This window comes from Agrobacterium tumefaciens (genome assembly GCF_017726655.1).
In the GTDB taxonomy this organism is placed as follows: Bacteria; Pseudomonadota; Alphaproteobacteria; order Rhizobiales; family Rhizobiaceae; genus Agrobacterium; species Agrobacterium tumefaciens_B.
On sequence record NZ_CP072308.1, the window covers coordinates 1,023,849 to 1,047,308 of the forward strand.

The 23,460-nt window shown below is 60.1% G+C and carries 24 protein-coding genes; 20 read left to right on the top strand and 4 right to left on the bottom strand.

Annotated features, from left to right (window positions below):
* Nucleotides 1–70: 70 nt before the first annotated feature.
* From AT6N2_RS05145 to rarD, 9 genes are all read left to right on the top strand, one after another.
* The gene (locus AT6N2_RS05145) at nt 71–658 is read left to right on the top strand and encodes a CvpA family protein (protein ID WP_063951056.1); all 588 of its coding nucleotides are present in this window, start codon (nt 71–73) and stop codon (nt 656–658) included.
* Nucleotides 659–796: 138 nt separating this feature from the next.
* A complete protein-coding gene (gene purF / locus AT6N2_RS05150) occupies nt 797–2,305 on the top strand; it encodes an amidophosphoribosyltransferase (RefSeq protein WP_209088982.1) in 1,509 nt (502 codons plus the stop codon).
* A 146-nt stretch (nt 2,306–2,451) separates the two neighbouring features.
* Nucleotides 2,452–3,192 (top strand): SDR family NAD(P)-dependent oxidoreductase, encoded by a 741-nt coding sequence (locus tag AT6N2_RS05155; protein ID WP_209088985.1) that lies wholly within the window; start codon nt 2,452–2,454, stop codon nt 3,190–3,192.
* A gap of 211 nt (nt 3,193–3,403) precedes the next feature.
* Nucleotides 3,404–4,789 carry a cysteine--tRNA ligase gene (gene cysS / locus AT6N2_RS05160; protein WP_209088987.1) on the top strand — a complete coding sequence of 462 codons (1,386 nt, stop codon included), beginning with the start codon at nt 3,404–3,406 and terminating at the stop codon, nt 4,787–4,789.
* A gap of 259 nt (nt 4,790–5,048) precedes the next feature.
* Nucleotides 5,049–5,417 carry an endonuclease domain-containing protein gene (locus AT6N2_RS05165; protein ID WP_209088990.1) on the top strand — a complete coding sequence of 123 codons (369 nt, stop codon included), beginning with the start codon at nt 5,049–5,051 and terminating at the stop codon, nt 5,415–5,417.
* Complete coding sequence (locus AT6N2_RS05170) at nt 5,414–5,890, top strand: GFA family protein (RefSeq protein WP_144575020.1); 477 nt, start codon at nt 5,414–5,416, stop codon at nt 5,888–5,890. Before AT6N2_RS05165 ends, AT6N2_RS05170 begins: the two co-directional genes overlap by 4 nt.
* Entirely contained in the window at nt 5,887–6,345 is a 459-nt protein-coding gene (locus tag AT6N2_RS05175; protein ID WP_209088993.1) for a GFA family protein, read from the top strand. Before AT6N2_RS05170 ends, AT6N2_RS05175 begins: the two co-directional genes overlap by 4 nt.
* 3 nt (nt 6,346–6,348) lie before the next feature.
* Entirely contained in the window at nt 6,349–7,347 is a 999-nt protein-coding gene (gene pip / locus AT6N2_RS05180) for a prolyl aminopeptidase (RefSeq protein WP_209088996.1), read from the top strand.
* Nucleotides 7,348–7,519: 172 nt separating this feature from the next.
* A complete protein-coding gene (gene rarD / locus AT6N2_RS05185) occupies nt 7,520–8,428 on the top strand; it encodes an EamA family transporter RarD (RefSeq protein ID WP_209088999.1) in 909 nt (302 codons plus the stop codon).
* A 41-nt stretch (nt 8,429–8,469) separates the two neighbouring features.
* Here the strand turns inward: rarD and AT6N2_RS05190 are convergent, their stop codons facing one another.
* Together AT6N2_RS05190 and AT6N2_RS05195 are read right to left on the bottom strand one after the other, a co-directional pair.
* Nucleotides 8,470–10,230: a peptidoglycan D,D-transpeptidase FtsI family protein gene (locus AT6N2_RS05190; protein ID WP_209089001.1), complete on the bottom strand. Its 1,761-nt coding sequence runs from the start codon at nt 10,228–10,230 to the stop codon at nt 8,470–8,472.
* Between the two features lie 187 nt (nt 10,231–10,417).
* Entirely contained in the window at nt 10,418–11,038 is a 621-nt protein-coding gene (locus AT6N2_RS05195) for a TIGR00730 family Rossman fold protein (RefSeq protein ID WP_063951048.1), read from the bottom strand.
* A gap of 156 nt (nt 11,039–11,194) precedes the next feature.
* Between AT6N2_RS05195 and AT6N2_RS05200 the strand changes: the two genes are divergently transcribed.
* The 6 genes from AT6N2_RS05200 to AT6N2_RS05220 all read left to right on the top strand — a co-directional run bounded on the left by AT6N2_RS05200 (nt 11,195) and on the right by AT6N2_RS05220 (nt 18,958).
* Nucleotides 11,195–13,240, top strand: a complete 2,046-nt coding sequence (locus AT6N2_RS05200; protein WP_209089004.1) for a LysM peptidoglycan-binding domain-containing protein — start codon at nt 11,195–11,197, stop codon at nt 13,238–13,240.
* Between the two features lie 109 nt (nt 13,241–13,349).
* Nucleotides 13,350–15,236 (top strand): ABCB family ABC transporter ATP-binding protein/permease, encoded by a 1,887-nt coding sequence (locus AT6N2_RS05205; protein ID WP_209089007.1) that lies wholly within the window; start codon nt 13,350–13,352, stop codon nt 15,234–15,236.
* Between the two features lie 162 nt (nt 15,237–15,398).
* Nucleotides 15,399–16,097 carry a phosphatidylserine decarboxylase gene (locus tag AT6N2_RS05210; protein ID WP_209089010.1) on the top strand — a complete coding sequence of 233 codons (699 nt, stop codon included), beginning with the start codon at nt 15,399–15,401 and terminating at the stop codon, nt 16,095–16,097.
* Between the two features lie 23 nt (nt 16,098–16,120).
* Nucleotides 16,121–16,990, top strand: a complete 870-nt coding sequence (gene pssA / locus AT6N2_RS05215; protein WP_063951120.1) for a CDP-diacylglycerol--serine O-phosphatidyltransferase — start codon at nt 16,121–16,123, stop codon at nt 16,988–16,990.
* A 170-nt stretch (nt 16,991–17,160) separates the two neighbouring features.
* The gene (locus AT6N2_RS24315) at nt 17,161–17,292 is read left to right on the top strand and encodes a hypothetical protein (protein WP_256366749.1); all 132 of its coding nucleotides are present in this window, start codon (nt 17,161–17,163) and stop codon (nt 17,290–17,292) included.
* A gap of 373 nt (nt 17,293–17,665) precedes the next feature.
* Entirely contained in the window at nt 17,666–18,958 is a 1,293-nt protein-coding gene (locus AT6N2_RS05220; protein ID WP_209089013.1) for a GGDEF domain-containing response regulator, read from the top strand.
* A gap of 208 nt (nt 18,959–19,166) precedes the next feature.
* Here AT6N2_RS05220 and AT6N2_RS05225 read toward each other — a convergent pair whose 3' ends face one another.
* A complete protein-coding gene (locus tag AT6N2_RS05225; RefSeq protein WP_209089015.1) occupies nt 19,167–19,928 on the bottom strand; it encodes an SOS response-associated peptidase in 762 nt (253 codons plus the stop codon).
* Nucleotides 19,929–19,938: 10 nt separating this feature from the next.
* A complete protein-coding gene (locus tag AT6N2_RS05230) occupies nt 19,939–20,262 on the bottom strand; it encodes a YnfA family protein (protein ID WP_209089019.1) in 324 nt (107 codons plus the stop codon).
* 117 nt (nt 20,263–20,379) lie between these two features.
* On the opposite strand from AT6N2_RS05230, the gene AT6N2_RS05235 reads away from it, so the two are divergent.
* The 5 genes from AT6N2_RS05235 to AT6N2_RS05255 all read left to right on the top strand — a co-directional run bounded on the left by AT6N2_RS05235 (nt 20,380) and on the right by AT6N2_RS05255 (nt 23,459).
* The gene (locus AT6N2_RS05235) at nt 20,380–20,796 is read left to right on the top strand and encodes an NUDIX hydrolase (RefSeq protein ID WP_209089022.1); all 417 of its coding nucleotides are present in this window, start codon (nt 20,380–20,382) and stop codon (nt 20,794–20,796) included.
* A gap of 97 nt (nt 20,797–20,893) precedes the next feature.
* A complete protein-coding gene (locus AT6N2_RS05240; protein ID WP_209089024.1) occupies nt 20,894–21,328 on the top strand; it encodes a TIGR02301 family protein in 435 nt (144 codons plus the stop codon).
* A gap of 105 nt (nt 21,329–21,433) precedes the next feature.
* A complete protein-coding gene (locus AT6N2_RS05245) occupies nt 21,434–21,691 on the top strand; it encodes a hypothetical protein (protein WP_006314521.1) in 258 nt (85 codons plus the stop codon).
* A gap of 14 nt (nt 21,692–21,705) precedes the next feature.
* On the top strand, nt 21,706–22,476 hold the full coding sequence (locus AT6N2_RS05250; protein ID WP_209089027.1) for a hypothetical protein: 771 nt from the start codon (nt 21,706–21,708) through the stop codon (nt 22,474–22,476).
* Nucleotides 22,477–22,610: 134 nt separating this feature from the next.
* Nucleotides 22,611–23,459 carry a YgfZ/GcvT domain-containing protein gene (locus AT6N2_RS05255; protein WP_209089030.1) on the top strand — a complete coding sequence of 283 codons (849 nt, stop codon included), beginning with the start codon at nt 22,611–22,613 and terminating at the stop codon, nt 23,457–23,459.
* Nucleotide 23,460: the final 1 nt, after the last annotated feature.

The following is a 23,460-nucleotide window of genomic DNA, read 5'->3' on the forward strand; positions in this document are numbered from 1 at the left end:
AGTGGTGTAAGAGGATCGCAAAATTGGCAAGGCAGCGTCTGACAAGGCGTCGCACCTCCGGAGTTGGTATATGCCCATTACAATTTTCGACGGCATCGTCATCGCCGTTGTTCTTTTCTCCGCCCTTCTTGCGATGGTGCGCGGTTTTTCACGCGAAATCCTGTCGATTGCGAGCTGGGGCGGCTCGGTCGCCGCTGCCTATTATCTTTATCCGGTCCTGCTGCCTTATGCGCGCAACTATACCGATGACGACAAGATCGCCATTGCCGGCTCCGCCGGTGTGGTCTTCCTCGTCTCGCTGATCGTCATTTCCTTCATTACCTCGCGTATTGCGGATTTCATCATCGACAGCCGCATCGGCGCACTGGACCGTACGCTCGGTTTCCTGTTCGGCGCAGCACGCGGGATTTTGCTGCTGGTCGTCGCGGTCGCTTTCTGGAACTGGCTGGTGGATGTGAAGACGCAGCCGGAATGGGTGACCCAGGCCAAGTCCAAGCCTTTCCTCGACGGGCTGGTGGGCAAGCTGGAAGCGGTTCTGCCTGACGATATCGAACCGCAGATCCGCTCGCGAATCCTTGGCAAGCCGCCGGAGCCGACGACAGCGCAGACGCCTGCGGAAGATGTGCCGGCAACAAATCAACCGGCAACGAATAATTGACACAGTGTCGCGTCTTGCAATGCATGCAAGGCGCGCTATTTGTGCTAAATATCAAGCACGACACAGACGGACTGACCGGGAGAGATACTCGCCGGCGAGGTCTTTCTTTTTTCTCGGTAGAGAGCAAGGGCAAGCCGCATGATTGAGCCGCTTTCGCATTCCAAGTTTCCTGAGGCCACTTTCAAGGAAGAGATCGACGGCGATACGCTGCATGAAGAATGCGGCGTTTTCGGCATTCTCGGCCATGCCGATGCTTCGGCGCTGACCGCGCTTGGCCTGCATGCGCTGCAGCATCGTGGCCAGGAAGCAGCCGGCATCGTCTCGTTCGACGGCAAGCGTTTCCACCAGGAACGCCATATGGGCCTCGTCGGCGATCATTATACCGATCCCGCAACCCTTGCCCGTCTGCCCGGCTCCATCGCGATTGGCCACACGCGTTATTCCACGACCGGCGAAGTGGCGATGCGCAACGTGCAGCCGCTGTTTGCCGAGCTGGAAGAAGGCGGCATTTCCATTGCCCATAACGGCAACTTCACCAACGGCCTGACGCTTCGCCGCCAGATCATCGCCACCGGCGCGATCTGTCAGTCGACGTCCGATACCGAAGTCGTGCTGCACCTCATCGCGCGCTCCCGCCACTCATCCACCGCCGATCGTTTCATTGACGCCATCCGCCAGATGGAAGGCGGTTATTCGATGCTGGCGATGACCCGCACCAAGCTCATTGCCGCGCGTGACCCGATCGGTATCCGCCCGCTGGTCATGGGCGAGCTGGACGGCAAGCCGATCTTCTGCTCGGAGACCTGCGCTCTCGATATTATCGGCGCGAAATTCGTCCGCGACGTTGAAAACGGCGAAGTCATCATCTGCGAGATCCAGCCTGACGGTTCGATCACCATCGATGCGCGCAAGCCGTCGAAGCCGCAGCCGGAGCGTCTCTGCCTGTTCGAATATGTCTATTTCGCCCGCCCCGATTCCGTCGTTGGCGGACGCAACGTCTACACGACGCGCAAGAACATGGGCATAAACCTTGCCAAGGAAGCCCCGCTCGAAGCCGACGTCGTTGTCCCGGTTCCCGATGGCGGCACGCCGGCAGCGCTTGGTTTTGCGCAGGAAAGCGGTATTCCCTTCGAATACGGCATCATTCGCAACCATTATGTCGGCCGCACCTTCATCGAGCCCACCCAGCAGATCCGTGCTTTCGGCGTCAAGCTCAAGCATTCTGCCAACCGGGCGATGATCGAAGGCAAGCGCGTGGTGCTAGTGGATGATTCTATCGTCCGTGGCACGACCTCGGTCAAGATCGTCCAGATGATCCGCGAGGCTGGCGCGAAGGAAGTTCATATCCGCGTCGCCAGCCCGATGATCTTCCACCCCGATTTTTACGGCATCGACACGCCTGATGCCGACAAGCTGCTCGCCAACCAGTATGCCGACGTCGAGGCGATGGCGAAATATATCGGCGCCGATTCGCTGGCGTTCCTCTCGATCGACGGACTTTACCGCGCCGTTGGCGGTGAGAACCGCAATCCGGCGCGACCGCAGTTCACCGACCACTATTTCACCGGCGATTATCCGACCCGCCTCCTGGACAAGAACGGCGAGGCGATGGGCAGCAAGATTTCCATGCTGGCCAGCAACGGCTGATAAGCGCGATACAAGAAGCGGCCACCGGTCTCCGGCGGCCGCTTTTTTCTTGCCTTTCATTTGGCAGGCCAGCTGCGACAATTTAATTGCTTGCAGCGGGCGGCTGCGGCTTCGTAGAAGAAGGCGCAATCATTTCGGGGGAGACCATGACTATCGATCTCAAGGGGCGCATCGCTCTTGTCACCGGCGCGTCACGCGGCATCGGCTATTTCACGGCGCTGGAGCTGGCCAAGGCCGGCGCCCATGTCATCGCCTGCGCCCGCACGGTGGGCGGCCTTGAGGAGCTGGACGACGCCATCAAGGCTGCCGGCGGCACCGCGACGCTGGTTCCCTTCGATCTCTCCGACATGAAAGCCATCGACGCGCTGGGCGCGAATATCTACGAGCGCTGGGGCAAGCTGGATATCCTCGTTGCCAATGCCGGTGTCCTCGGCGTCATCTCGCCGGTTGGTCATATCGAGGCGAAGGTCTTCGAAAGAGTGATGAACATCAACGTCACGGCCACCTGGCGGCTGATCCGCTCGGTCGAGCCGCTGCTGATGAAATCGGATGCCGGCAGGGCATTGATCCTGTCTTCAGGAGTGGCCCATAGCTGTCGTCCCTTCTGGGGTGTCTATTCCACGTCGAAGGCCGCCGTTGAAGCGCTCGCCCGCACCTGGGCCGCGGAAACGGAAAAGAGTGCGTTGCGCGTCAACAGCATCAATCCGGGCGCGACGCGCACGGCGATGCGCGCCCAGGCCATGCCCGGCGAAGATCCCGCCACCGTGCCGCATCCTTCCGAGGTGGCAGCGGCCATCCTGCCGCTTGCTTCGCCCGATCTCAAAGAGACTGGCAAGCTCTTCCTGGTCCGGGAAAACCGGTTCGTGGATTACCGTCTGCCGGAGTGATGCCGGTCAGCGGATCAGCCAAAGTGACGAGAGAAACGCTTGACCGCGCATGACCGCCGCGCCATAACGCAAGTCATGAAAACGACGATCTGCACCTGCTGCTGAAATAATTTTGCTGGTTCGCCACCGGCCGGCTCGTTTTCGTCTCCCGCAAGGTCTTACAGACAAACGGCCCGGTCCGCACAACTGACTGCCTTTAGGGAATCGCCGCATGTCCTTGCGCCTGAAACTTCACAACACGCTGACCCGCGAAAAGGCGGAATTTGCGCCCATCGATCCTGAAAATGTGCGCATGTATGTCTGCGGGCCGACCGTTTATGACTTCGCCCATATCGGCAATGCGCGCCCCGTCATCGTGTTCGATGTTCTCTTCCGGCTGCTGCGGCATGCCTACGGCGAAAACCACGTTACCTACGCCCGCAACATCACCGACGTCGATGACAAGATCAATGCGCGGGCGCTGCGGGACTATCCGCATCTGCCGCTCAACGATGCCATCCACGCCGTGACGGAAAAGACGGCCGACCAGTTCCATCAGGACGTCGCGGCGCTGGGCTGCCTTCAACCAAGTGTCGAGCCGCGCGCGACCGACAATATCGCACAGATGATCGATATCATCGAGAAGCTGATCGCACGCGGCCATGCCTATGCGGCCGGTGGCGAGGTCCTGTTCGACACTCGCTCCATGGCGGATTACGGGCAGCTTTCGAAGCGTCCGCTGGACGAGCAGCAGGCGGGCGCGCGCGTGGCGGTGGACGCCCACAAGAAGAACCCCGGCGATTTCGTGCTGTGGAAGCTTTCCTCCGACAACGAACCCGGCTGGGAAAGCCCCTGGGGCCGCGGCCGCCCGGGCTGGCACATCGAATGCTCGGCCATGTCCGGCCGCTACCTCGGTGAAGTTTTCGACATTCACGGCGGCGGGCTCGACCTCATCTTTCCGCATCACGAGAACGAAATCGCCCAGTCCCGCTGCGCGCACGGCACGCATGTCATGGCCAATGTTTGGATGCATAACGGCTTTGTGCAGGTGGAAGGCCGCAAGATGTCGAAGTCCGAAGGCAACTTCGTGACAATCTATGAATTGCTCCACACGGACAAATTTGGCGGACGACAATGGCCGGGCGAGGTTCTGCGCCTTGCGATGCTGATGACCCATTATCGCGAGCCGATCGATTTCTCGGTGAAGCGTCTGGAAGAGGCCGAACGCCTGCTCGCCAAATGGCCGGTGGTAGAAGCCTCCAATGCCGCGCCGGATGAAACCGTGCTGGAGGCACTCGCAGACGATCTCAACACGGTCGCCGCTGTTCAGGCGCTCCATGCTCTCGCTCACGCCGCCAACACCGATGCATCCAGACTGCCCGCCTTCGCGGCCAGCGCCGCTCTGCTCGGCGTCCTCCCGAAGAAGGCGGAAATGGATGAGGCCATTGTATCGGCGGTCAATGCTCTGGTGGAATTGCGTCTGGAAATGCTGAAAGCGAAGAACTTTGCGGAGGCTGATCGCGTTCGCGATGAGCTTGCGGAAAAGGGTGTTCAGCTGAAGGACGGCAAGGATAAGGAAACCGGTGAGCGGACGACGACGTGGGAGTTGAAGCGCTAGGCTTGCATTGGTGGCTGGGGTTTACCCCCCTCTGCCCTGCCGGGCATCTCCCCCACAGGTGGGGAGATCAATCGCGGTTATCGCACGCCCAAATTTAACGTTGCGGATGAGTCAAGGAACGTGCTTCTTGCCGATCTCCCCACCTGTGGGGGAGATGCCCGGCAGGGCAGAGGGGGGCCAGACGGTCACCACAATCCGCTTGCGGTTTTGAATTACCTCAACCAATCTGAGGCAAAGCAGCTAAACGGCGAGCCAAATCATGCCGCATGCAGACGTAGACCCGGTGCATCGCAAATATGCGAAGCAAATGCGTAAAGTAATGACGGATGCCGAGCTAAAGCTCTGGAATGCTATTCGAGTCCATCGCCTTGAAGGCTTGAGTTTCCGCAGGCAAATGCCGATTGCCGGTTTTATCGTCGATTTCGCCTGTTCGGATCATCGCCTCGTCGTCGAAGTGGACGGTTCTCAACGTACATCTGATGCAGCACTACGCTACGATCAGGAAAGAACTGCGCGGCTTGAAAAAGACGGCTGGAACATCTTCCGCTTCTGGAACCACGAAGTCCTCACCGACTTAGATAATGTCTGTCTGCACATTATCAGGACAATCAGGGAGGACCGAGTATGACGACATATACGGGTGGATGCCAGTGCGGCGCGGTTCGATTTCGTGCCGTGGGCGATCTCAAAGACAGCTCCGTCTGCCATTGCCGCATGTGCCAGAAGGCGTTCGGAGCCTATTATGCGCCGCTGGTTTCCGTTCGCGAGGTGGAATTCGAGTGGACGCGGGGAGAGCCGAAGCGGTTTCAGTCTTCGAGCGTCATCAAGCGCGGATTTTGCTCCGAATGCGGAACGCCCCTCACCTATGAAGCGCCGGATGGCATGGCGATTGCGGCCGGTGCCTTTGACGATCCGTCGGCATTTCCGCCCACCATCCAGTGGGGCGTGGAGCGGAAGGTCGCCTTCGTGGATGACATCCACACCCTGCCCGCCGTTCCGACAGAAGACGACCTGACCTCAGTCGACTACCTTGCCAACCTCGTCTCCTATCAGCACCCCGACCACGACACCGAAAACTGGCCACCGGAGAACAGACAATGAGCGAAACGGGTTTTGCCGGGGGCTGCCAGTGCGGCGCCGTGCGGTTCCATGCGGGCAAGCTCAGCAGGCCCTCCATCTGCCATTGCCGCATGTGCCAGAAACATTTCGGAAATTTCTTTGGCGCACTTGTGACTGCCGATCAGGCACATCTGACATGGACACGCGGCCAGCCGTCCCTTTTTCGCTCGTCGCAGAAAATCCATCGCGGTTTCTGCAACAAGTGTGGCACACCTCTGACCTATCACTATCCTGGCGGTGTCGAGATCGCCATCGGCGCTTTCGATCATCCCGAAAAAATCGAGCCGCAGGTGCAGGTCAACATCCACAAGCGGATGCCGTGGATCGAGCAGCTCTTCTCCAAACCGGCAGTCGAACAGGGCGTTGACGAGGCCGAAATCACCTCCTACCAACACCCGGATCATGACACGGCCGAATGGCCGCCTGAGGAACGATAAAACATGACTGAAGAACTGCGCGGCCTCTATCCCCAGATCGAACCTTTCGAAACCGGCATGCTCGATGTCGGAGACGGCCATACCATCTATTGGGAAAGAGTGGGGACGCGAGGTGCGAAACCAGCGGTTTTTCTGCATGGCGGCCCCGGCGGCGGCGTGAACCCGACGCATCGCCGGGTGTTCGATCCAGATCTTTACGATGTTATCCTGTTCGACCAGCGCGGTTGCGGCCGCTCCACGCCGCATGCGGAACTTGAAGCCAACACCACATGGCATCTGGTTGCCGATATTGAACGGCTGCGTGAACTCTGCGGGTTCGAGAAATGGCTGGTGTTCGGCGGCTCCTGGGGTTCGACGCTGGCTCTTGCCTATGCGGAAACCCATCCCGACCGCGTCAGCGAACTCGTTCTGCGCGGCATCTACACCGTCACCCGGTCGGAACTCGACTGGTACTACCAGTTCGGCGTTTCCGAGATGTACCCGGATCAATGGGAAAAATTCATCGCGCCTATCCCAGAGTCCGAACGCGGCCAGATGATGCAGGCCTATAACCGTTATCTTACCGGCACCGACGAGGCAAAGAAGCTCGAATGCGCCAAGGCCTGGAGCCAGTGGGAGGGTGCGACCATTGCGCTTGTCACCGATCCAGACCGCGTCGCGGATTTCGGTGAGGACAAATATGCGATTGCTTTCGCGCGAATCGAGAACCACTTCTTCGTCAATGGCGGCTGGCTGGAGGACGAACAATTGCTGCGCAATGCCGGCAAGCTCAGGGATATTCCCGGCGTCATCGTGCATGGGCGTTACGACATGCCCTGCCCGCTGAAATATGCCTGGCAGCTCGCCAAGGCATGGCCGAAAGCGGACTTCCATATCATCGAAGCCGCCGGACACGCCATGACCGAGCCGGGCATTCTTGACCAGCTGATCCGCGCCAATGACCGGTTCGCCGGAAAACAGGCAGTCCTTTCAGCGCCTTGGCGCGAAAAGGTTAGAGAATGATTCACGCGGGATCTGCTGCGGGAATCACGACCTCAGCCATTATCCAGCTCATTTCCGTGGCAAGGCGCCCTTTATTCGTGCAGTTATTCTCATGAATGCTTCACGGAAATGAATTGGCTCACGCCAATTTGATCCGATATAACGGAGCATCCCAACAAGTGGTGGTACTCCCATGGCACTCGACAAAACGCTCCCGGCCCAAGAGGGCGGCGATAGCGCGCGCGGTTTTGCTTTCGCGCTTTCAGCCTATCTCCTATGGGGCTTCCTGCCCATCTATATGAAGGCGGTTGCGCATATCTCGCCGATCGAGGTGATCGTTCATCGTGTCGTCTGGTCGGTGCCGATCGCCGCAGCGGTGCTTATCGCAATCGGGCGTACATCGGAGATCAGGAGTGCGCTGAGAAACCCGAAAATGCTGGCCATGGCGAGCCTGACGGCCGCCCTCATCAGCGTGAACTGGGGCATTTATATCTGGGCAATCGGCGCAGGACGGGCGCTCGATGCCGCACTTGGGTATTTCATCAATCCGCTGTTCAGTATCTTCCTCGGCGCAGTGCTGCTGAAGGAGAAGCTCTATCCGGCGCAGATCGCCGCCATCGGCCTCGTCTCCGTAGCCGTGGCCATCCTCACCTGGCATGCGGGCAGCCTGCCCTGGGTCTCCATCGCGCTCACCGTCTCATGGGGCTTTTACGCCTTCTTTCGCAAGACCTTGCCGATCGGCGCCACGCAGGGCTTCCTGCTGGAAGTCATGCTGCTGTCCATCCCGGCCGTGCTGGTCATGATCTGGCTTGCCTTTAGCGGACAAGCCCATTTTATGGGCGGCAATTCCGCCGATACATGGCTTCTGGCGGCGAGCGGCGTGATCACCGCTGTCCCGCTTATCCTCTATGGCAACGGCGCAAAATTGCTGCGGCTATCGACCATCGGCATCATGCAATATATCGCGCCGACGATGATCTTCCTCATCGCAATTTTCATCTTCAAGGAACCCTTTGATACGGTGCGCATGGCCGCCTTTGCGATGATCTGGGCAGCGCTTGCGATCTACACCGCCTCAAGCCTGATGCGGCTCAAGAAGTAAGCTGTTCAGACCTCTTCCCCCGTCATAACGGGGGGACTAATTCAGTAATCCACCAGCAGCTGCTGCGCGCCCACTTCTCCAAAGTGGGGTTTGACACCAAGCAGGCCGGCTGTCTGAGCGATGATCTCACGCGTCATCGGGGCGGCTGTCGATGCCGCCGTGCGTCCACCGTTCACCCCAGTCCTCGGCGCATCGATCATGGTCAGCACGACATATTTCGGCTTGTGCATGGGAAAACCGGCCACGAAGGCGTTGAAGTTGATGTCCTTGGCGTAACGGCCATTGATCACCTTGTCTGCCGTCCCGGTCTTGCCGCCGACATGAAACCCGTCCACCTGCGCGCCGCGGCCGGAACCCTTGATGCCGTTCCAATTGAACAGGTAACGCATGTCGGCGCTCGTCTTGCCGTTGATGACGCTGCGCGCGAGCGATGACGCCGCCTCTTTCGAACGCGGCAGGAAGGTCGGCGCGATCAGGTTTCCGCCATTGATCAGCGCGGCAGCGGCCACCGCCGTCTGCAACGGGGTGGTGGCAACGCCATGGCCGAAGGAGATGGTGACGGAATTGATCTTCTTCCAGTTTCTCGGCTGCGTGGGCGTAGCAACGCCTGGCATTTCCGTGTCCATTCTGGTCAGCAGCCCGAGCTTCGTCAGGAACTGCTGATGGCCCTCGACACCGACCCTGTCCGCCACCGCCGCCGTGCCGATATTCGACGAATATTGAAACACTTCAGGTATGGAAAGCGGCCGGTTCCGGCCCTTGAAATCCTTGATGGTGAAACCGCCCATACGGATCGGCCGTGAGGCATCCACCACCGAACCGAGCGTAATCGCCCCGGCATCCAGACCCATGGCCAGCGTGAAGCTCTTGAAGGTCGAGCCCATCTCGAAGGTGGCGTTGCTCATCCGGTTGAACCAGCCTTTCTCATACTCCCTGTCAATGCTGCCATCGGCGAGGGTGCGGGACGGTTCGTTCGGATCGTAGTCAGGCACCGAGGCCATGGCCAGCACTTCGCCCGTTTCCACATCCAGGATCACCGACCCCGCAGCTTCGGCCTGATAAGCGGTTTTCGCCTTCGCGACCACGTCGCGGACAATGTTCTGGACCCTCAGATCGATGGAAAGCCGGACCGGCTCCAGCGGCGCGCCACTGGCGAGACCCACGGCGCGCAGATCGGCGAGCCCCTGCTGGTCGAGGTAACGTTCCATACCGGCAAGCCCCTGATTATCGACATTGACGTGGCCGACAATATGGGACGCTGTCGGCCCACCGGGATAAAAGCGCCGCTTTTCCGGCCGAAATCCGATACCGGGTAAACCGAGGTTCAGGATATCGGCCTGTTGCCGCGGCGTCAGCTGCCGCCGTAGCCACTGGAACCCGGTGTCCGTGCGCAAACGGCGGTGCGTTTCACGCCAGTCGAGATTGGGGATGACGGTTGCCAGCTTCTCCACCACCTCGTCCGGATCGACGATCCGGCGCGGATCGGCGTAGAGCGACACCATGTTGAGATCGGTCGCAAGCAGCGTGCCATTGCGATCGACGATGTCTGGCCGCGAGGCGATGGCGTTGACGCCGGTATTGATCCACGCGGTGGAAACGGGTTCGGCCAGCCCATATTGAACGAGGCGCGCCGCGGCGACGGCGTAAATCGCAACGAAGACAGCGATCACGAGCGCAAGCCGCGTCTTAGCCTCCGCCCGGCGGCGGGCGACCGAACCGAACACGACCTCCCTACCCCGCAGCGGGTTTCTCTTGATAATGAAATGCGTCCGGCTCTTCAGCCGCATTACAAAAGCAATCATTGCCGATGACACCCACCCGAGGCGGCGGAGCAAAATTCCGCGAAAACCAACGCCTCGGAGACGGTGACACAGGATCAGTCGCTGGGCCACGAAAACGACCGGCGGCAAAAGGCCGCCGTTAAATCTATATTAATATACATTTAAAGTTGTAACGTTCCGCCCAAATGGCCGTTAACGATTGCTCGCTCTAGAGGCGGGAAATCACCGAAGGATCGCCATCGGGGTTCTGCTGCGCCAGCGCCCTGTCGATGATGGCGGGCACGATGTCCTTCACCTCATCGACGATGAGCGGGTTGAGAAGGTGCGCGCGATGGATGAAGCCCTGGTCGCGCATATGCTGCACGAGTTCCAGCATCGGGTTCCAGAAACCGTTGATATTGGCAAAGACCATTGGCTTGGCGTGACGGCCGAGCTGTGCCCAGGTCATGATCTCCACGATCTCTTCCAGCGTGCCGACGCCGCCCGGCAGGGTTACGAAAGCATCCGAGCGCTCGAACATCATATGTTTGCGCTCATGCATGTCCTTGGTGATGACAAGCTCGTTCAATTGTCCGAGAGAATGGCGTGTTGCCTCCATGTCGACCAGAAATTCCGGTATGATGCCGGTCACTTCGCCGCCATTGGAAAGGACGCCGCTGGCAACCGCGCCCATGATCCCCTTGGTACCGCCGCCATAGACGAGGCGAATGCCGTTTTCGGCGATGGCTTTCCCAAGCGCGCGGCCTGCTTCCATATGGGCGGGATCACGTCCGGGCTGGGAGCCGCAATAAACGCAGATGGATCGAATCGTTGTATTTTTGTCCGTCATGCAGGGAAGGAACTATGCGCGCTGCGGCACGTCAAGAAAATTTGGGAAATCCCTTGCAAATATGGCCTTTTGGCCACACGCCGCTTGTCTGTCGCAAGGTAAGACGCTAGCAATCTCAACTCATGTTCAAAGCTTGGAATACCCGGAGCGCACAGGATGAAAAATAACAAAGCCGGTTTGCTGGCGCTGATCGTGCTGGGAATTGCCTCCCTGCTCATGATCTTTTTCGTCCTGCCGCGGATTTCGAACGACGGCAAACCGATCGGTGACGCCATCAACGAGGCCGGCAACGCCGTAAAGAACAGCGTTGAAATGGGCGCTGACAAAGCGGGCGACATCCTCTCCGACGCAGCAGAGGAAACGGCCAACATCGCCGACAAGGTCGGTCGTCGCGCCGCCTCCGCTACGCAGTCCATCAAGGATCTCTCGGGCCTTTTCGCCGACAACAAGGTTCCTTCCGATGCTGATTTCGCAGCTGCCCGCAAGAAGGTCGAGGCCTCTCTGAAGGAACTCACGAATATCGACATCCCCGAGTCGCTGGATGAAACGACATCGCGGCTCATTACCACCGCCCGCGCTGCGGCCGAACGCACAACGGCGTTCCTGCGCGGCCTGCCCGACAGTGCAGCAGCGGCGGCGGCACAGGTGCGCCGCCTGGCCGGTGTGTTCGCGGGCACAGACGATGGTGCGCCAAGGCCCGTTCAGCCGGTTGCTCCTTCAGCACCGACGCAAACACAGGCTCCGGCGCAGACCCCGGCTGGCGGCAGCGCCGCGCAGGCGACCACCGGCGCGCCGACGTTCGACGTCTTGCGTGTGGAGCCTGATGGCTCGGCTGTGATTGCAGGCAAGGCACAGCCCGGCGGTAAACTCGAGATTTTGAGCAACGGCAAGGTCATCGCCGAGACGAAGATCGATGGAAGCGGCGATTTCGCTGCCGTCTTCGACAATCCCCTGCCGCCCGGCGACCACGAGCTGGTGCTCCGCTCCACGGACGCAAACGGCAAGGCCACGCAGTCCGAAGAAGTGGCGACAGTCTCCGTGCCGCAGAACAAATCCGGCGAACTGCTGGCCATGGTTTCAAAACCCGGCGAGGCAAGCCGGGTGCTGGCCATGCCGGATGCGGCCCCGGCGGCACTCCAGCCACAGGCGACGGCCGCACAGCAGCCGGCAGCGACGACCGGGAACAGCGCAAATGCCGCCACCGCCCCGGTCGCGGGCAGTGCACCTTCTGCTGCTGCGCCGCTGACCTCGAGCGTCCAGGTCACCGCCGTCGAATTCGAAGGATCGAAGATTTTCGTGGCCGGCTCCGCGCCCGCCGGTTCGACGGTTCGCGCGCTCGTCGATGAGACGGAAATCGGCAAGACCGCGACAGAAGCGTCGGGGCATTTCGTCATCGAAGGCAATGTGGAGCTGGCTGTCGGCAGCCATATCGTCACCGTCGAAGAGCTGAATGCGGATGGCACCGCCAAGGTGCGTGTGCGCGTTCCCTTCGAGCGGCCGCAGACCGATCAGGCAACCGTTGCGATGCAGGCTCCCTCCGCCTCGCCAGCGGCCACGACATCAGCGGCACCATCGGAAAACCAGAGCACGGCGAGCGACCGCGCCGCTTTCGAAAAGCTGCGCGACGATGTTGCCAAGGCTTTTGGCATTCTCTCCAATCTATACCGGGATCAGGCGACGCCCGCGCTTGATCAGGCGATCGCAGGCCGCTCGGCAGTCGTGATCGCGCTGAAATCGCTCTCCGAGTTCCGCACGGCCGCTGCAACCGAGCCTGCCTTCACGGCCTTCGTTGGCGATATCGCGGCCAAGGCGCGTCAGGTGCAAGCGACGGTCGAGGCATGGCCGAACGATGTCGCAGCCATCGGCAAGGGCATCGCCGCGCTCGCAAGCCGCCTTGCCGAACTGCACATTACCGCGCCCGCTGCTCCTGCTCCGCAGGCACCTGCCGGCCCGCAGACCTTCGAACAGGCACCCCTCGCCGAAAGCCAGAACAGTGTCATCATCCGCCGGGGCGACACGTTGTGGCAGATTTCCCGTCGCGTTTACGGACAGGGCGTGCGTTACACGACGATCTACCTCGCTAACGAGGACCAGATCAAAAACCCTGACCTGATCGAGCCCGGCCAGATTTTCGGCGTGCCGAAAAAAGCGCTGCCGAATGCGGAAGAACTCCACCGCAAGCGGCTGAAGAGCGGCTCCTGACCGTTGACGCGTTGCAGTAAGCCCGCAACGACCCTATCTGTGACACGCGCGGCGGCTTGAGCAAAGCCGCCGTCCTGCTGTCGGCTTCCGGCAGTGACCGGAGAGAATGATGGCCAAGACCAAAAAAACGATTTCAGCGGATTCCAGCAATCCGACCCAGACCCTTATCAATCTTTGGCCCTATATGTGGCCCGAGGGTCGGTGGGACCTGAAGATGCGGGTCATCTGGGCAACGATATTTCTGGTCGTTGCCAAGCTGGTGCTGATCGCCGTTCCCTATTTTTTCAAATGGGCGACCGATGCACTGAATGGCAAGCTCGATATGGCGGGACTGGTTCCGGCCTTCCTGCTCGGCGCTGTGGCGCTCGTCATTGCCTATAATCTGACGCGGCTGATCCAGATTGGCCTGAACCAGCTGCGCGATTCGCTTTTTGCCAGCGTCGGCCAGCATGCCGTGCGTCAACTCGCCTACAGAACGTTCGTTCACATGCACCGGCTTTCACTGCGTTTCCATCTGGAACGCAAGACCGGCGGGCTGTCGCGGATTATCGAGCGTGGCACCAAGGGCATCGAGACCATCGTCCGTTTCACCATCCTCAACACCGCGCCAACCTTCATCGAATTCCTGCTGACGGCCATCATTTTCTGGGCCTCCTACGGCTTCTCCTATGTGCTCGTCACCGTCGTTACGGTGTGGGCCTATATCTGGTTCACCGTGCGGGCCAGCAACTGGCGTATCGGCATCCGCCGCGCCATGAACGACAGCGATACCGACGCCAATACCAAGGCGATCGACTCGCTTCTGAATTTCGAAACGGTCAAATATTTCGGCAATGAGGAGATGGAGGCGCGACGTTTCGATGTCGCCATGGAGCGATACGAAAAATCAGCGATCTCCATCTGGACGTCGCTCGGCTGGCTGAACTTCGGCCAGGGCGTGATCTTCGGCATCGGCTCCACGATCATGATGGTCATGTCGGCGCTGGCCGTCCAGCGGGGCGAACAGACCATCGGCGATTTCGTCTTCGTCAATGCGTTGCTTCTGCAGCTTTCGGTGCCGCTCAATTTCATCGGCTTCGTCTACCGCGAAATCCGCCAGGGGCTGACCGATATCGAGCAGATGTTCGATCTCCTGGAGGTGGAAGCGGAAGTGACCGACAGTCCGGATGCAAAACCGCTTGCGGCTGGCCCGGGCGCCATCTCCTTCCGTGACGTGCATTTCGCCTATGACCCGGAGCGTCCGATCCTGAAGGGCATCTCTTTCGACGTGCCAGCGGGCAAGACGGTGGCGATCGTCGGCCCTTCGGGTGCGGGAAAATCCACGATCTCGCGGCTGCTCTATCGGTTCTACGACATTCAGGAAGGCTCCATTACCGTCGACGGGCAGGACATTCGCGACGTGACGCAAAAGAGCCTTCGCTCGGTTATCGGCATGGTGCCGCAGGACACGGTGCTGTTCAACGACACGCTGGCCTACAATATCCGCTATGGCCGCCCCTCCGCCACCGACGAAGATCTGAAAGCGGCAGCGGATGCGGCGCAGATCAGCGCCTTCATCGGCAAGCTGCCGGAGGGTTACGCGACGATGGTCGGCGAACGCGGCCTGAAGCTATCCGGCGGCGAAAAGCAGCGGGTGGCAATTGCACGAACGATCCTCAAAGCGCCGCCCATCCTCATTCTCGATGAGGCGACGTCGGCCCTCGATACGCATACCGAGCAGGAAATCCAGAGCGCCCTCGACATCGTCTCGAAGAACCGGACGACGCTCGTCATCGCCCACCGCCTTTCCACGGTCATCCACGCAGACGAAATCATCGTGCTGAAGGACGGTCTGATCGCCGAACGGGGCACCCACGCCTCACTGATGGCGCAGAACGGTCTCTATGCCTCGATGTGGAGCCGCCAGCGCGAGGCAATCCGGGCGGAGGAGATGCTGCGCCATGTGCGGGAAACCGACGATCTCGGCGTCATCGATCGTGGCGAGCCCGCGCATTGAGGCGCATAACCCCTGGTAACCGGGGCTCATGGCCCCCGGCCCATTGCCGGGCGGCCCTTTTGGCTGTAACCAGCTAGGCAAATTTGTCGCAATGCCGTGTGGATCGTGTCGTATCACGATCACATATAAAGGCGACAGAGGAAAACCGGAGCAAGGAATCTCATGAATCTGTTCGACACCATTCGCAACACCATCGTACCGATCCACAAGGAAGGTTATGTCTTCGTGGCGGCCTTCTTCGTCGCTTCGCTGGTGCTCGGCTGGATCGCCGAACCGCTTTTCTGGGTCGGCCTCGTGCTGACGGCCTGGTGCGCGTACTTCTTCCGTGACCCCGAGCGCGTGACGCCGCAGGATGACGATCTCATCATCAGCCCTGCCGATGGCCGGGTATCTGCCGTGCAGAGCGTTGTTCCGCCGCTTGAACTGGAACTCGGCAAGGAACCGCTGGTGCGCATCTCGGTGTTCATGAACGTGTTCAACTGCCATGTGAACCGTTCGCCTGTGCGCGGTCGCATCGTCAATATTGCTTACCGTCCTGGCCTTTTCCTCAACGCTGAAGTCGACAAGGCGTCCGAGGACAATGAGCGCAACGGTCTGGTCATCGAGACCTCGCATGGCAAGGTCGGCGTGGTGCAGATTGCCGGCATGGTCGCCCGCCGTATCGTGTGCTGGGTGAAGCCGAATGAACCAGTTGATGCCGGAGAGCGTTTCGGCCTTATCCGCTTCGGTTCGCGCCTCGACATCTTCCTTCCCGCTGGTTTCGAGCCGCGCGTATCGGTCGGCCAGACGGCAATTGCCGGTGAAACCGTGCTTGCCGAATTCGGCTCGGCCAAGGGTCCGGTCCTCAGCCGCCGCGGCTGAGGGTAAACAGGAAGGGCATGCGCATGGAAACGTCGATTTCGGAGACGCAGCAGAACGGAAAAGCCGATGGCCGCAGCGACAGCGGCCGTGGCCCGCGACTGCGCGAAATTCCCTTTCGTCTTCTGGTCCCCAATCTCATCACCGTTCTGGCGATCTGTGCGGGCCTGAGCGGTGTGCGCCTTGCTTTCGAGGGGCGTTTCGAACTCGCCGTCGGCATGGTGCTGCTCGCGGCTTTCCTCGATGGCGTCGACGGCCGTGTCGCCCGCATGATGAAGGCGACATCCAAATTCGGCGAGCAGATGGATTCGCTTGCCGATATCGTGAATTTCGGCGTCGCCCCTGCCCTCGTCGTCTACGCTTATCTGCTTGATCAGGCGCGTTCCATCGGCTGGATCGCCGCGCTCATCTATGTCATTGCCGCCGGCCTGCGTCTGGCACGTTTCAACGTCATGATCGAGCGCCCGGTGAAAGCCCCCTGGCAAAACGAGTTCTTTGTCGGCGTGCCGGCGCCTATGGGCGCAATGCTGGTGCTTCTCCCGGTCTATCTTGGCTTTCTCGGCGTCGAGCCGGACAAGCCTTTCGCTTACGTCGCCGCCGCCTATACGGTGCTGATCGGCTACCTTCTCATCAGCCGACTTCCGGTCTGGTCTGGCAAATCCGGCACCAGCCGCATCCGTCGCGACCTGGTGCTGCCGATGATCCTCGTCGTCGTTCTCTATGTCGCGATGCTCATGAGCTTCACATGGGAAGTTCTGGTGCTGACGGTTGCTGCCTACCTGGTCTTCATTCCCATCAGTGCCCGCCTCTGGCACCGCCGCTACGGTACTCTGACGATCGAGGAAGACGGCCATGATGATTCCAACGGTGGTAACGGCCTCGACCGCAGCATTTAAAACCGAAGGTTGATTTCTCTCCCGCCAAGCCGGCGGAGGGTGTGACGCAAAATGTCGCAGCCGGGAAAGCCGGCTTCGTTTTTCTTCGCCTCGAATCCGTCAAGATTAGCCGCGAAAGAAATGGCTCACACGCATCGCAGAGGCGTTTGGCGTGAACCGTGGAGAGAGACATGACGAACGAGACGAAGGCACAGCCGCAGGTGAAGCCGGACCTCAAAAGCCACTACCGCCCGCTCGGGCTGAAGGCCGTTGCGGCCGCCGCCCTGATGCTGAAGCGCAAGCCTGCCGCTAAAACCGCCTGAAAAAACCTGCTTTTTTGAAGCCGGCAGGCATCGGGATTTTTCAGCGGAGAATAAATCCTGACGCATAATCAGCAGTGACGCGGCGCCTTTAGGGCGCCGTTTTATTTTTCGCGCTCCAAAGTAGTGAAGATAAACGCCATTCATAGAATTGGCCAGATTTTGTAACGAAGACGCAAGGAAAATGCAGTACAAAACCCGCCTTCGACAAGAAGGCTATACGCGCATAGGCGTGTAGATTAGGGATACAAAAACTTTTCCATTCCGAATTTTCCCAAATAAACATAAGTCGAGCCCCGAATTTGCGGAGACGCGGATGAGGGAAATTCGGCGATGGGAAAGCCGGGGGACAGGCCAGGGGGGCTTGGGGACGGCCATGCAGGACAAAATCCTTCTGATTGAAGATTCCGTTGCTCTTTCCATGCTGCTGAAGACGCGGCTTTCGGAGGAAACGGAAGCCGCGATTTTCCATTGCGACAGCATGGCGGCGGCCGATGCGCTGATGCAGGCCCATGATTTCACGCTGGCTCTGACGGGTCTCAATCTGCCCGACGCGCCCAAGGGGGAAATTCTGGCCCTTCTATCCGAGCGCAGGGTGCCGGCGATCGTTTTCACCGCCACCGTGGACGACGAGGCGCGCAAGCGCTACGCCGAAAAGAAAATCATCGATTATATTGTCAAGGACGGTCATCGCACCGTCGATGCTGTCGTGCGAACCGTCCAGCGTATTTTGAACAACAAGCTCTTTTCGGTTCTTGTCGTCGATGATGTGCGTGCGGCACGCTCCGGTCTCGTCGAAATTCTCGAGCGGCAGAATTTCAGGGTCAGCGAGGCCCATTCGGGCAAGCAGGCGCTGGAAATACTGTCGCAGGATCCGACGATCCAGCTCGTCATCACCGATTATCATATGCCCGACATGGACGGCTACGAACTGACGCGCCGCATCTGCGACAGCCGCTCGTCCGAGGATTTGCGGGTGATCGGTATCTCTTCCTCCACGGACCGGCTGCTTTCGGCGAGCTTCCTCAAGGCGGGCGCATCTGATTTCGTCTACCGCCCCTTCGTGCCCGAAGAACTGCAATGTCGCATCGATAACAATATCGAGACCTTGAAGCAGTTGAAGCGGCTGCGCGAGCTGGCAGAACGCGACCACCTCACCGGCCTGCCAAACCGTCGCTCCTTCTTTGAACGGACGCGGGCGCTGATGGAGGTCATCAATGAAACTCACGAATGTGGCGCCGTCGCCATTCTCGATATCGACCACTTCAAGAAGATCAACGACACGCTGGGACACGATGCCGGCGACAGGGCGCTGAAAAAGCTGGCCGAACTTCTGCATACCATGTGCGACGAGCAACAGCACATCCCCGCCCGGCTTGGCGGCGAGGAATTTGCCGTATTCCTGCGCGGGCTGGATGCGCATGCCGCCTATCAGTTCTGCGAGGAGCTGCGGGAACAGGTGGAAAAGAACGGCCGGCAACTGAGCGGCAGCAGCCTGGCGCTGACCATCTCCCTCGGCGTGGTGGAGATCGAAAAGGGCGAACCCTTCGACAACCAGCTCAACGCCGCCGACCAGTTGCTCTACCTCGCCAAGGCAAATGGCCGCAACCGCGTCTATTCCGACATGATGATCACCGAGGGACTGCAGAAGATCGGGCGGAACGGCTGATTGTCTCTGAAGTCTTCTATGGGACCGAGCAAGTGCCACTTGTTTCTTCTCCCCGCCGGGGAGAAGTCCTCGGCAGCGGGATCAGGGGGCAAGCTCTCCGCATATCTCTACCGTAGACCCCTCATCTGACCCTTCGGGCCATCTTCTCCCCGGTGGGAGAAGAAAGAGGCGGCTCGCTCAGCCCTCGTCATCGGCCTCGCGAGACACCTCAAAACAGCGACATCTGGCCCTCGTCCTTTGCCGGCTTGATCTTTGGCAGCGGCACGCTTTCCGGCACCGGCAGCAGGAGGTCCGCCCCGATATTCGCGACCTTGTTGACCTTGTCCGACACGGGAATCATCTCGAAAAAATCCTCCTGCACCGGCCGCATCAGGTCCGCGACGTCACGTGGCTCCTGGGTCTTGCAGTCCAGCCAGCGGCTGAAATCCTCGGGCGCTATGACCACGGGCATACGATCGTGAATACGGCCGATCGTCGCATTGGCGGCGGTGGTTAGGATGGCGCCTGTATCGACCTCCGAACCATCGGCGGAGGACCAGGTTTCCATGAGGCCGGCGAAGGCGACGATGCCGCCTTTCTTCGGGCGAATAAAATAGGGCTGCGGTTTGCCGCCCTCCTCCTTCGGCGGGCGTCGCCATTCGTAAAAGCCTGTGGCCGGCACGAGCACGCGGCGATGGCGCATGGCGGCACGAAAAGACGCCTTGCCGATCGCCGTTTCCGAACGGGCGTTGATCAGCAGCGGAAAATCCTTGGGGTCCTTGACCCAGCCCGGCAAAAAACCCCAGCGCACCAGCACGGCGCGGCGGTTGGGCAGGTTGCTGCCGCGCTCCTGCCGCTCGCCCTCCATGACGATCAGGATAGGCTGCGTCGGCGCGATGTTGTAACGGGCGGGAAATTCTTCGACGCTGACGAGATCGAGAAAGTCGGCGATCTCCTCAGGCGTTGCTTCCAGTACAAAACGTCCGCACATGGTTTTGTCCTCAGCCTCTTGGTCCAAACAGGATGATGGCGGTGCCAGCAAGGCAGACAGCCCCGCCGGCAATATCCCACCTGTCCGGCGCATGCCCTTCCACGCCCCACAGCCAGAACAGCGAGGCAGCAATGTAGATCCCGCCATAGGCGGCATAGGCCCTGCCGGCCGCCTCGGTCGGCACCAGCGTCAGAAGCCACGCGAAAGCGGCCAGCGCCACCATGCCGGGCAACACTATCCAACCGGTTTTGCCGAGTTTCAGCCATGCCCAGAAGGAAAAGCAGCCGGCGATTTCGGCAAGAGCCGCCAGAACGTAGATAAGATAGACCTTCATTCCACCGTCTTTTGCATGCACAAGACTATAACGATTGGCGCGAATACCTGAATCGATTTTTGAGCCATGATACCACTATAGACAGGCCGGAAACGGCCGAAACAAGCGAAACCATTCATGACCTTTCGTATCAAGCCCCGCGCCGCCTCCTCCGCCATCGTCAGGAATGGAGACCGGCTGCTTCTGGTGCGGCGCATCAACCCGCCCTCGAAAGACATGTTCGCCTTTCCGGGTGGGCGGGCCGAAGAGGGGGAAACCCCGGCCGAGACGGCCCTGCGCGAACTGCACGAGGAGACCGGCATCGTGGCGCGCCGGCCGCAGCTTTTCGCGACTTATGACCTTCCATCGCGTGATGGTGAAGGCAGGCTGACGAGCCATTTTTTTCTGTCCGTCTTTACCGTGGAAACGGATGCCGATCCGCTGGTCACGGTCGGCGATGACGCGGCTGATGCCGGATGGTATACGCTCGCCGAAATCCGCCTCCTGCCGGCGCCGGAAAGCGTTGTCGAATGTGCGGAGCGGCTGCTTGCGTGATTGCCAGCCAACCAGAATCGCGATTATCTAGGCGTATCGGCACGCCGGATGGTCGCGAGCCAACAGTTCACGAGTATGTGTGGGGCAGAATAGAATTTTGATGCGGCCAACCATTTTCCTGTCCCTTTTCTTGACCATTCTTGTTATCGGGCAAGGAAAGGTTGCGCAGGCGCAGCCCTCCAAGGCCGTTTCTCCGCCACCCGCGGTGGAGGCAGCGCCGCCCAAGCCCGCACCCTATGACGACAAGCTGGCACGGCTGTCTGAAATATTGGGGGCGGTGCAATATTTGCGAACCCTGTGCCCTTCCTCAGGACCGGAGGACTGGCGCAAGTCGATGAGCGACCTGCTGGCTGCGGACACCGCCAGCGAACCCGAACGACGCCAACGTATGACGGCCGCATTCAACCGTGGATATCGCTCTTTTGCGGCCATCCACACCAGTTGCACCCGCGCCGCCATCATGGCAGAAGAGAGCTACCGTAACGAAGGGGCAACACTCGCGCAGGAAATCGCGTCCAGGTTCGGAAATTAAAGGTTTATTAACCTCTTTTCGCCGCAGCCCGTGCCGTTTTGATAAAAGGCTGCTAGTGTTGTTAACAGGGTGGTAAGGACTTGCCCGCCCTGTCGAGGATGAAAAATGCAGACAAGCCGTAACGAAATCGACGATATGATCGTGCATGAAAAGATGCAGGTCGCTCTGGAACACCAGAACGAGGCATGGGCCGACGGCATGGCTGACGGCATCGAGCCGGAGATTATCGCCGATGCCGCGATTGCTCTGGCCATGCGTGAAACCATCCGGATTCACGGTGAGGCGGGCGCTGAGGCAATGCTGGAATCGCTGCGCCAGCGCATGCTCCAGGGCGAATTTTCGCCGCAGCGGATCATACAGTAAAGCCGGGGTCTATCATGTCTTGCCTGAGCAGGAGCCTGTTGCGCTCTTCCGCCCTGCTGTCCATCGTGCTTGCCCTGACCGCCGGGCCACTTGGCCTGCCGCGCAGTGCCTACGCCCTCTCGGAGCTGAAACCGGCGCAGAAGAACGAAAGCGAACCTCAAAAGCAGGGTGGTGAACAGCCGCAGCAGGCACAGCCTGCCGAGCCTGACGAAGTTGAGGGCGATTCGGACGGCATTCCCCTGCCCGACCCGTTGGTCGACCGTTCCGCCGGGCAAACAAACCCGCAAACCTCCAAGCCCGCCGATAACGGCCCTGAAATGTCCGTTGTGATCGAGCACGACATTTCCAAGGCGCCCGAGGCGGTTCGCAAGCTGCGCCAGCAGATTATCGATGCGGCGTCTTCGGGCGACATCGAAAAGCTTAGGCCCTTTATCGCCGCCGGTCAGAAGGAATTCCGCATCGACGGCAATGACGCTGAAGACCCGATTGCGGCGTTGAAGAGCTATTCCGGCGATCCCGATGGCCTGGAGGTGCTGGCGATCATCATCGACCTGTTGTCGACCGGTTATGCGCATGTGGATGCGGGTACGCCCGACGAAGCCTATGTTTTCCCTTATTTTGCCGGGAAAGCGCTGAATACGCTGACGGCGCCTGAGAAAGTCGAGCTTCTGCGCATCATCACGGCTGGCGATCTCGCTGACATGCAGGAATATGGCAATTACAGCTTCTATCGCATCGGCATTTCGCCTGACGGCAAGTGGAAGTTTTTCACCGCGGGTGATTGATCGCATCGCAGTGCTTGCCGTTATCGGCCAAAAATCCTAACTGTGCGGAATGAGCGTCCGGCATCGGCATCTGTGCTCTTGGGCACATGTGCTCTTGCAAAGGACGCATTGTCTCGACGAACCAGGGTGACGCCATGCCTTCCGCCTTTCTTGCCGACCGCCGCCTGATCCGGGTTTCCGGCACTGGCTCCGAGGAATTTTTGAATAACCTCATCACGGCCGATGTCGAATCGCTGCCAAAAGGCGAGGCCCGTGCAGCAGCGCTTCTGACACCGCAGGGCAAGATCCTGTTCGATTTCCTGATCTGGCGCGACGGACCCGATTTTCTGCTCGAAACGGAATCTGCCCAGCAGGACGCATTGCTGCGCCGCCTCACCATGTACAAGTTGCGCGCAGCGGTCGATCTGAAGGCTGAGACAACCGAAGGCGTGAGCGTTTTCTGGGGTGAGCCCACCGCGGAGGCCGGTGTCGCGGATGGTCGTTTTGCCAAGGCGGGTATCAATCTTCACCGCGTACCGGGTGCATCGGTATCCGGCGACGTTGCGGCTTACGATGCATTGCGCGTTGACCATGGCATCGCCGAATCCGGTGCTGACTACAGCCTGCAGGATGCTTTCCCTCATGATGTGCTGATGGATGTAAACGACGGCGTTTCCTTCAAGAAGGGCTGCTTTGTCGGCCAGGAGGTCGTCTCCCGCATGAAGCACCGGGGCACGGCACGACGCCGCGTCGTCACCGTTTCCGCCGCCGACGCGCTTCCCGCCACAGGAACGGAAATTATCGCGGACGGAAAGCCGGTCGGCGCGCTTGGGACCGTCTGTGGCAACAAGGCGCTGGCCATCGTGCGGATTGACCGCGTGGCCGATGCGCAAGCATCCGGAACCCCGCTTCTGGCAGAGACAACGCCGGTCAACGTGGCGCTGCCGGCGTGGAGCGGCCTCTCCTTTCCAGCGGTCGATCCGGCGGCGCGGGCGGAGGACTGAG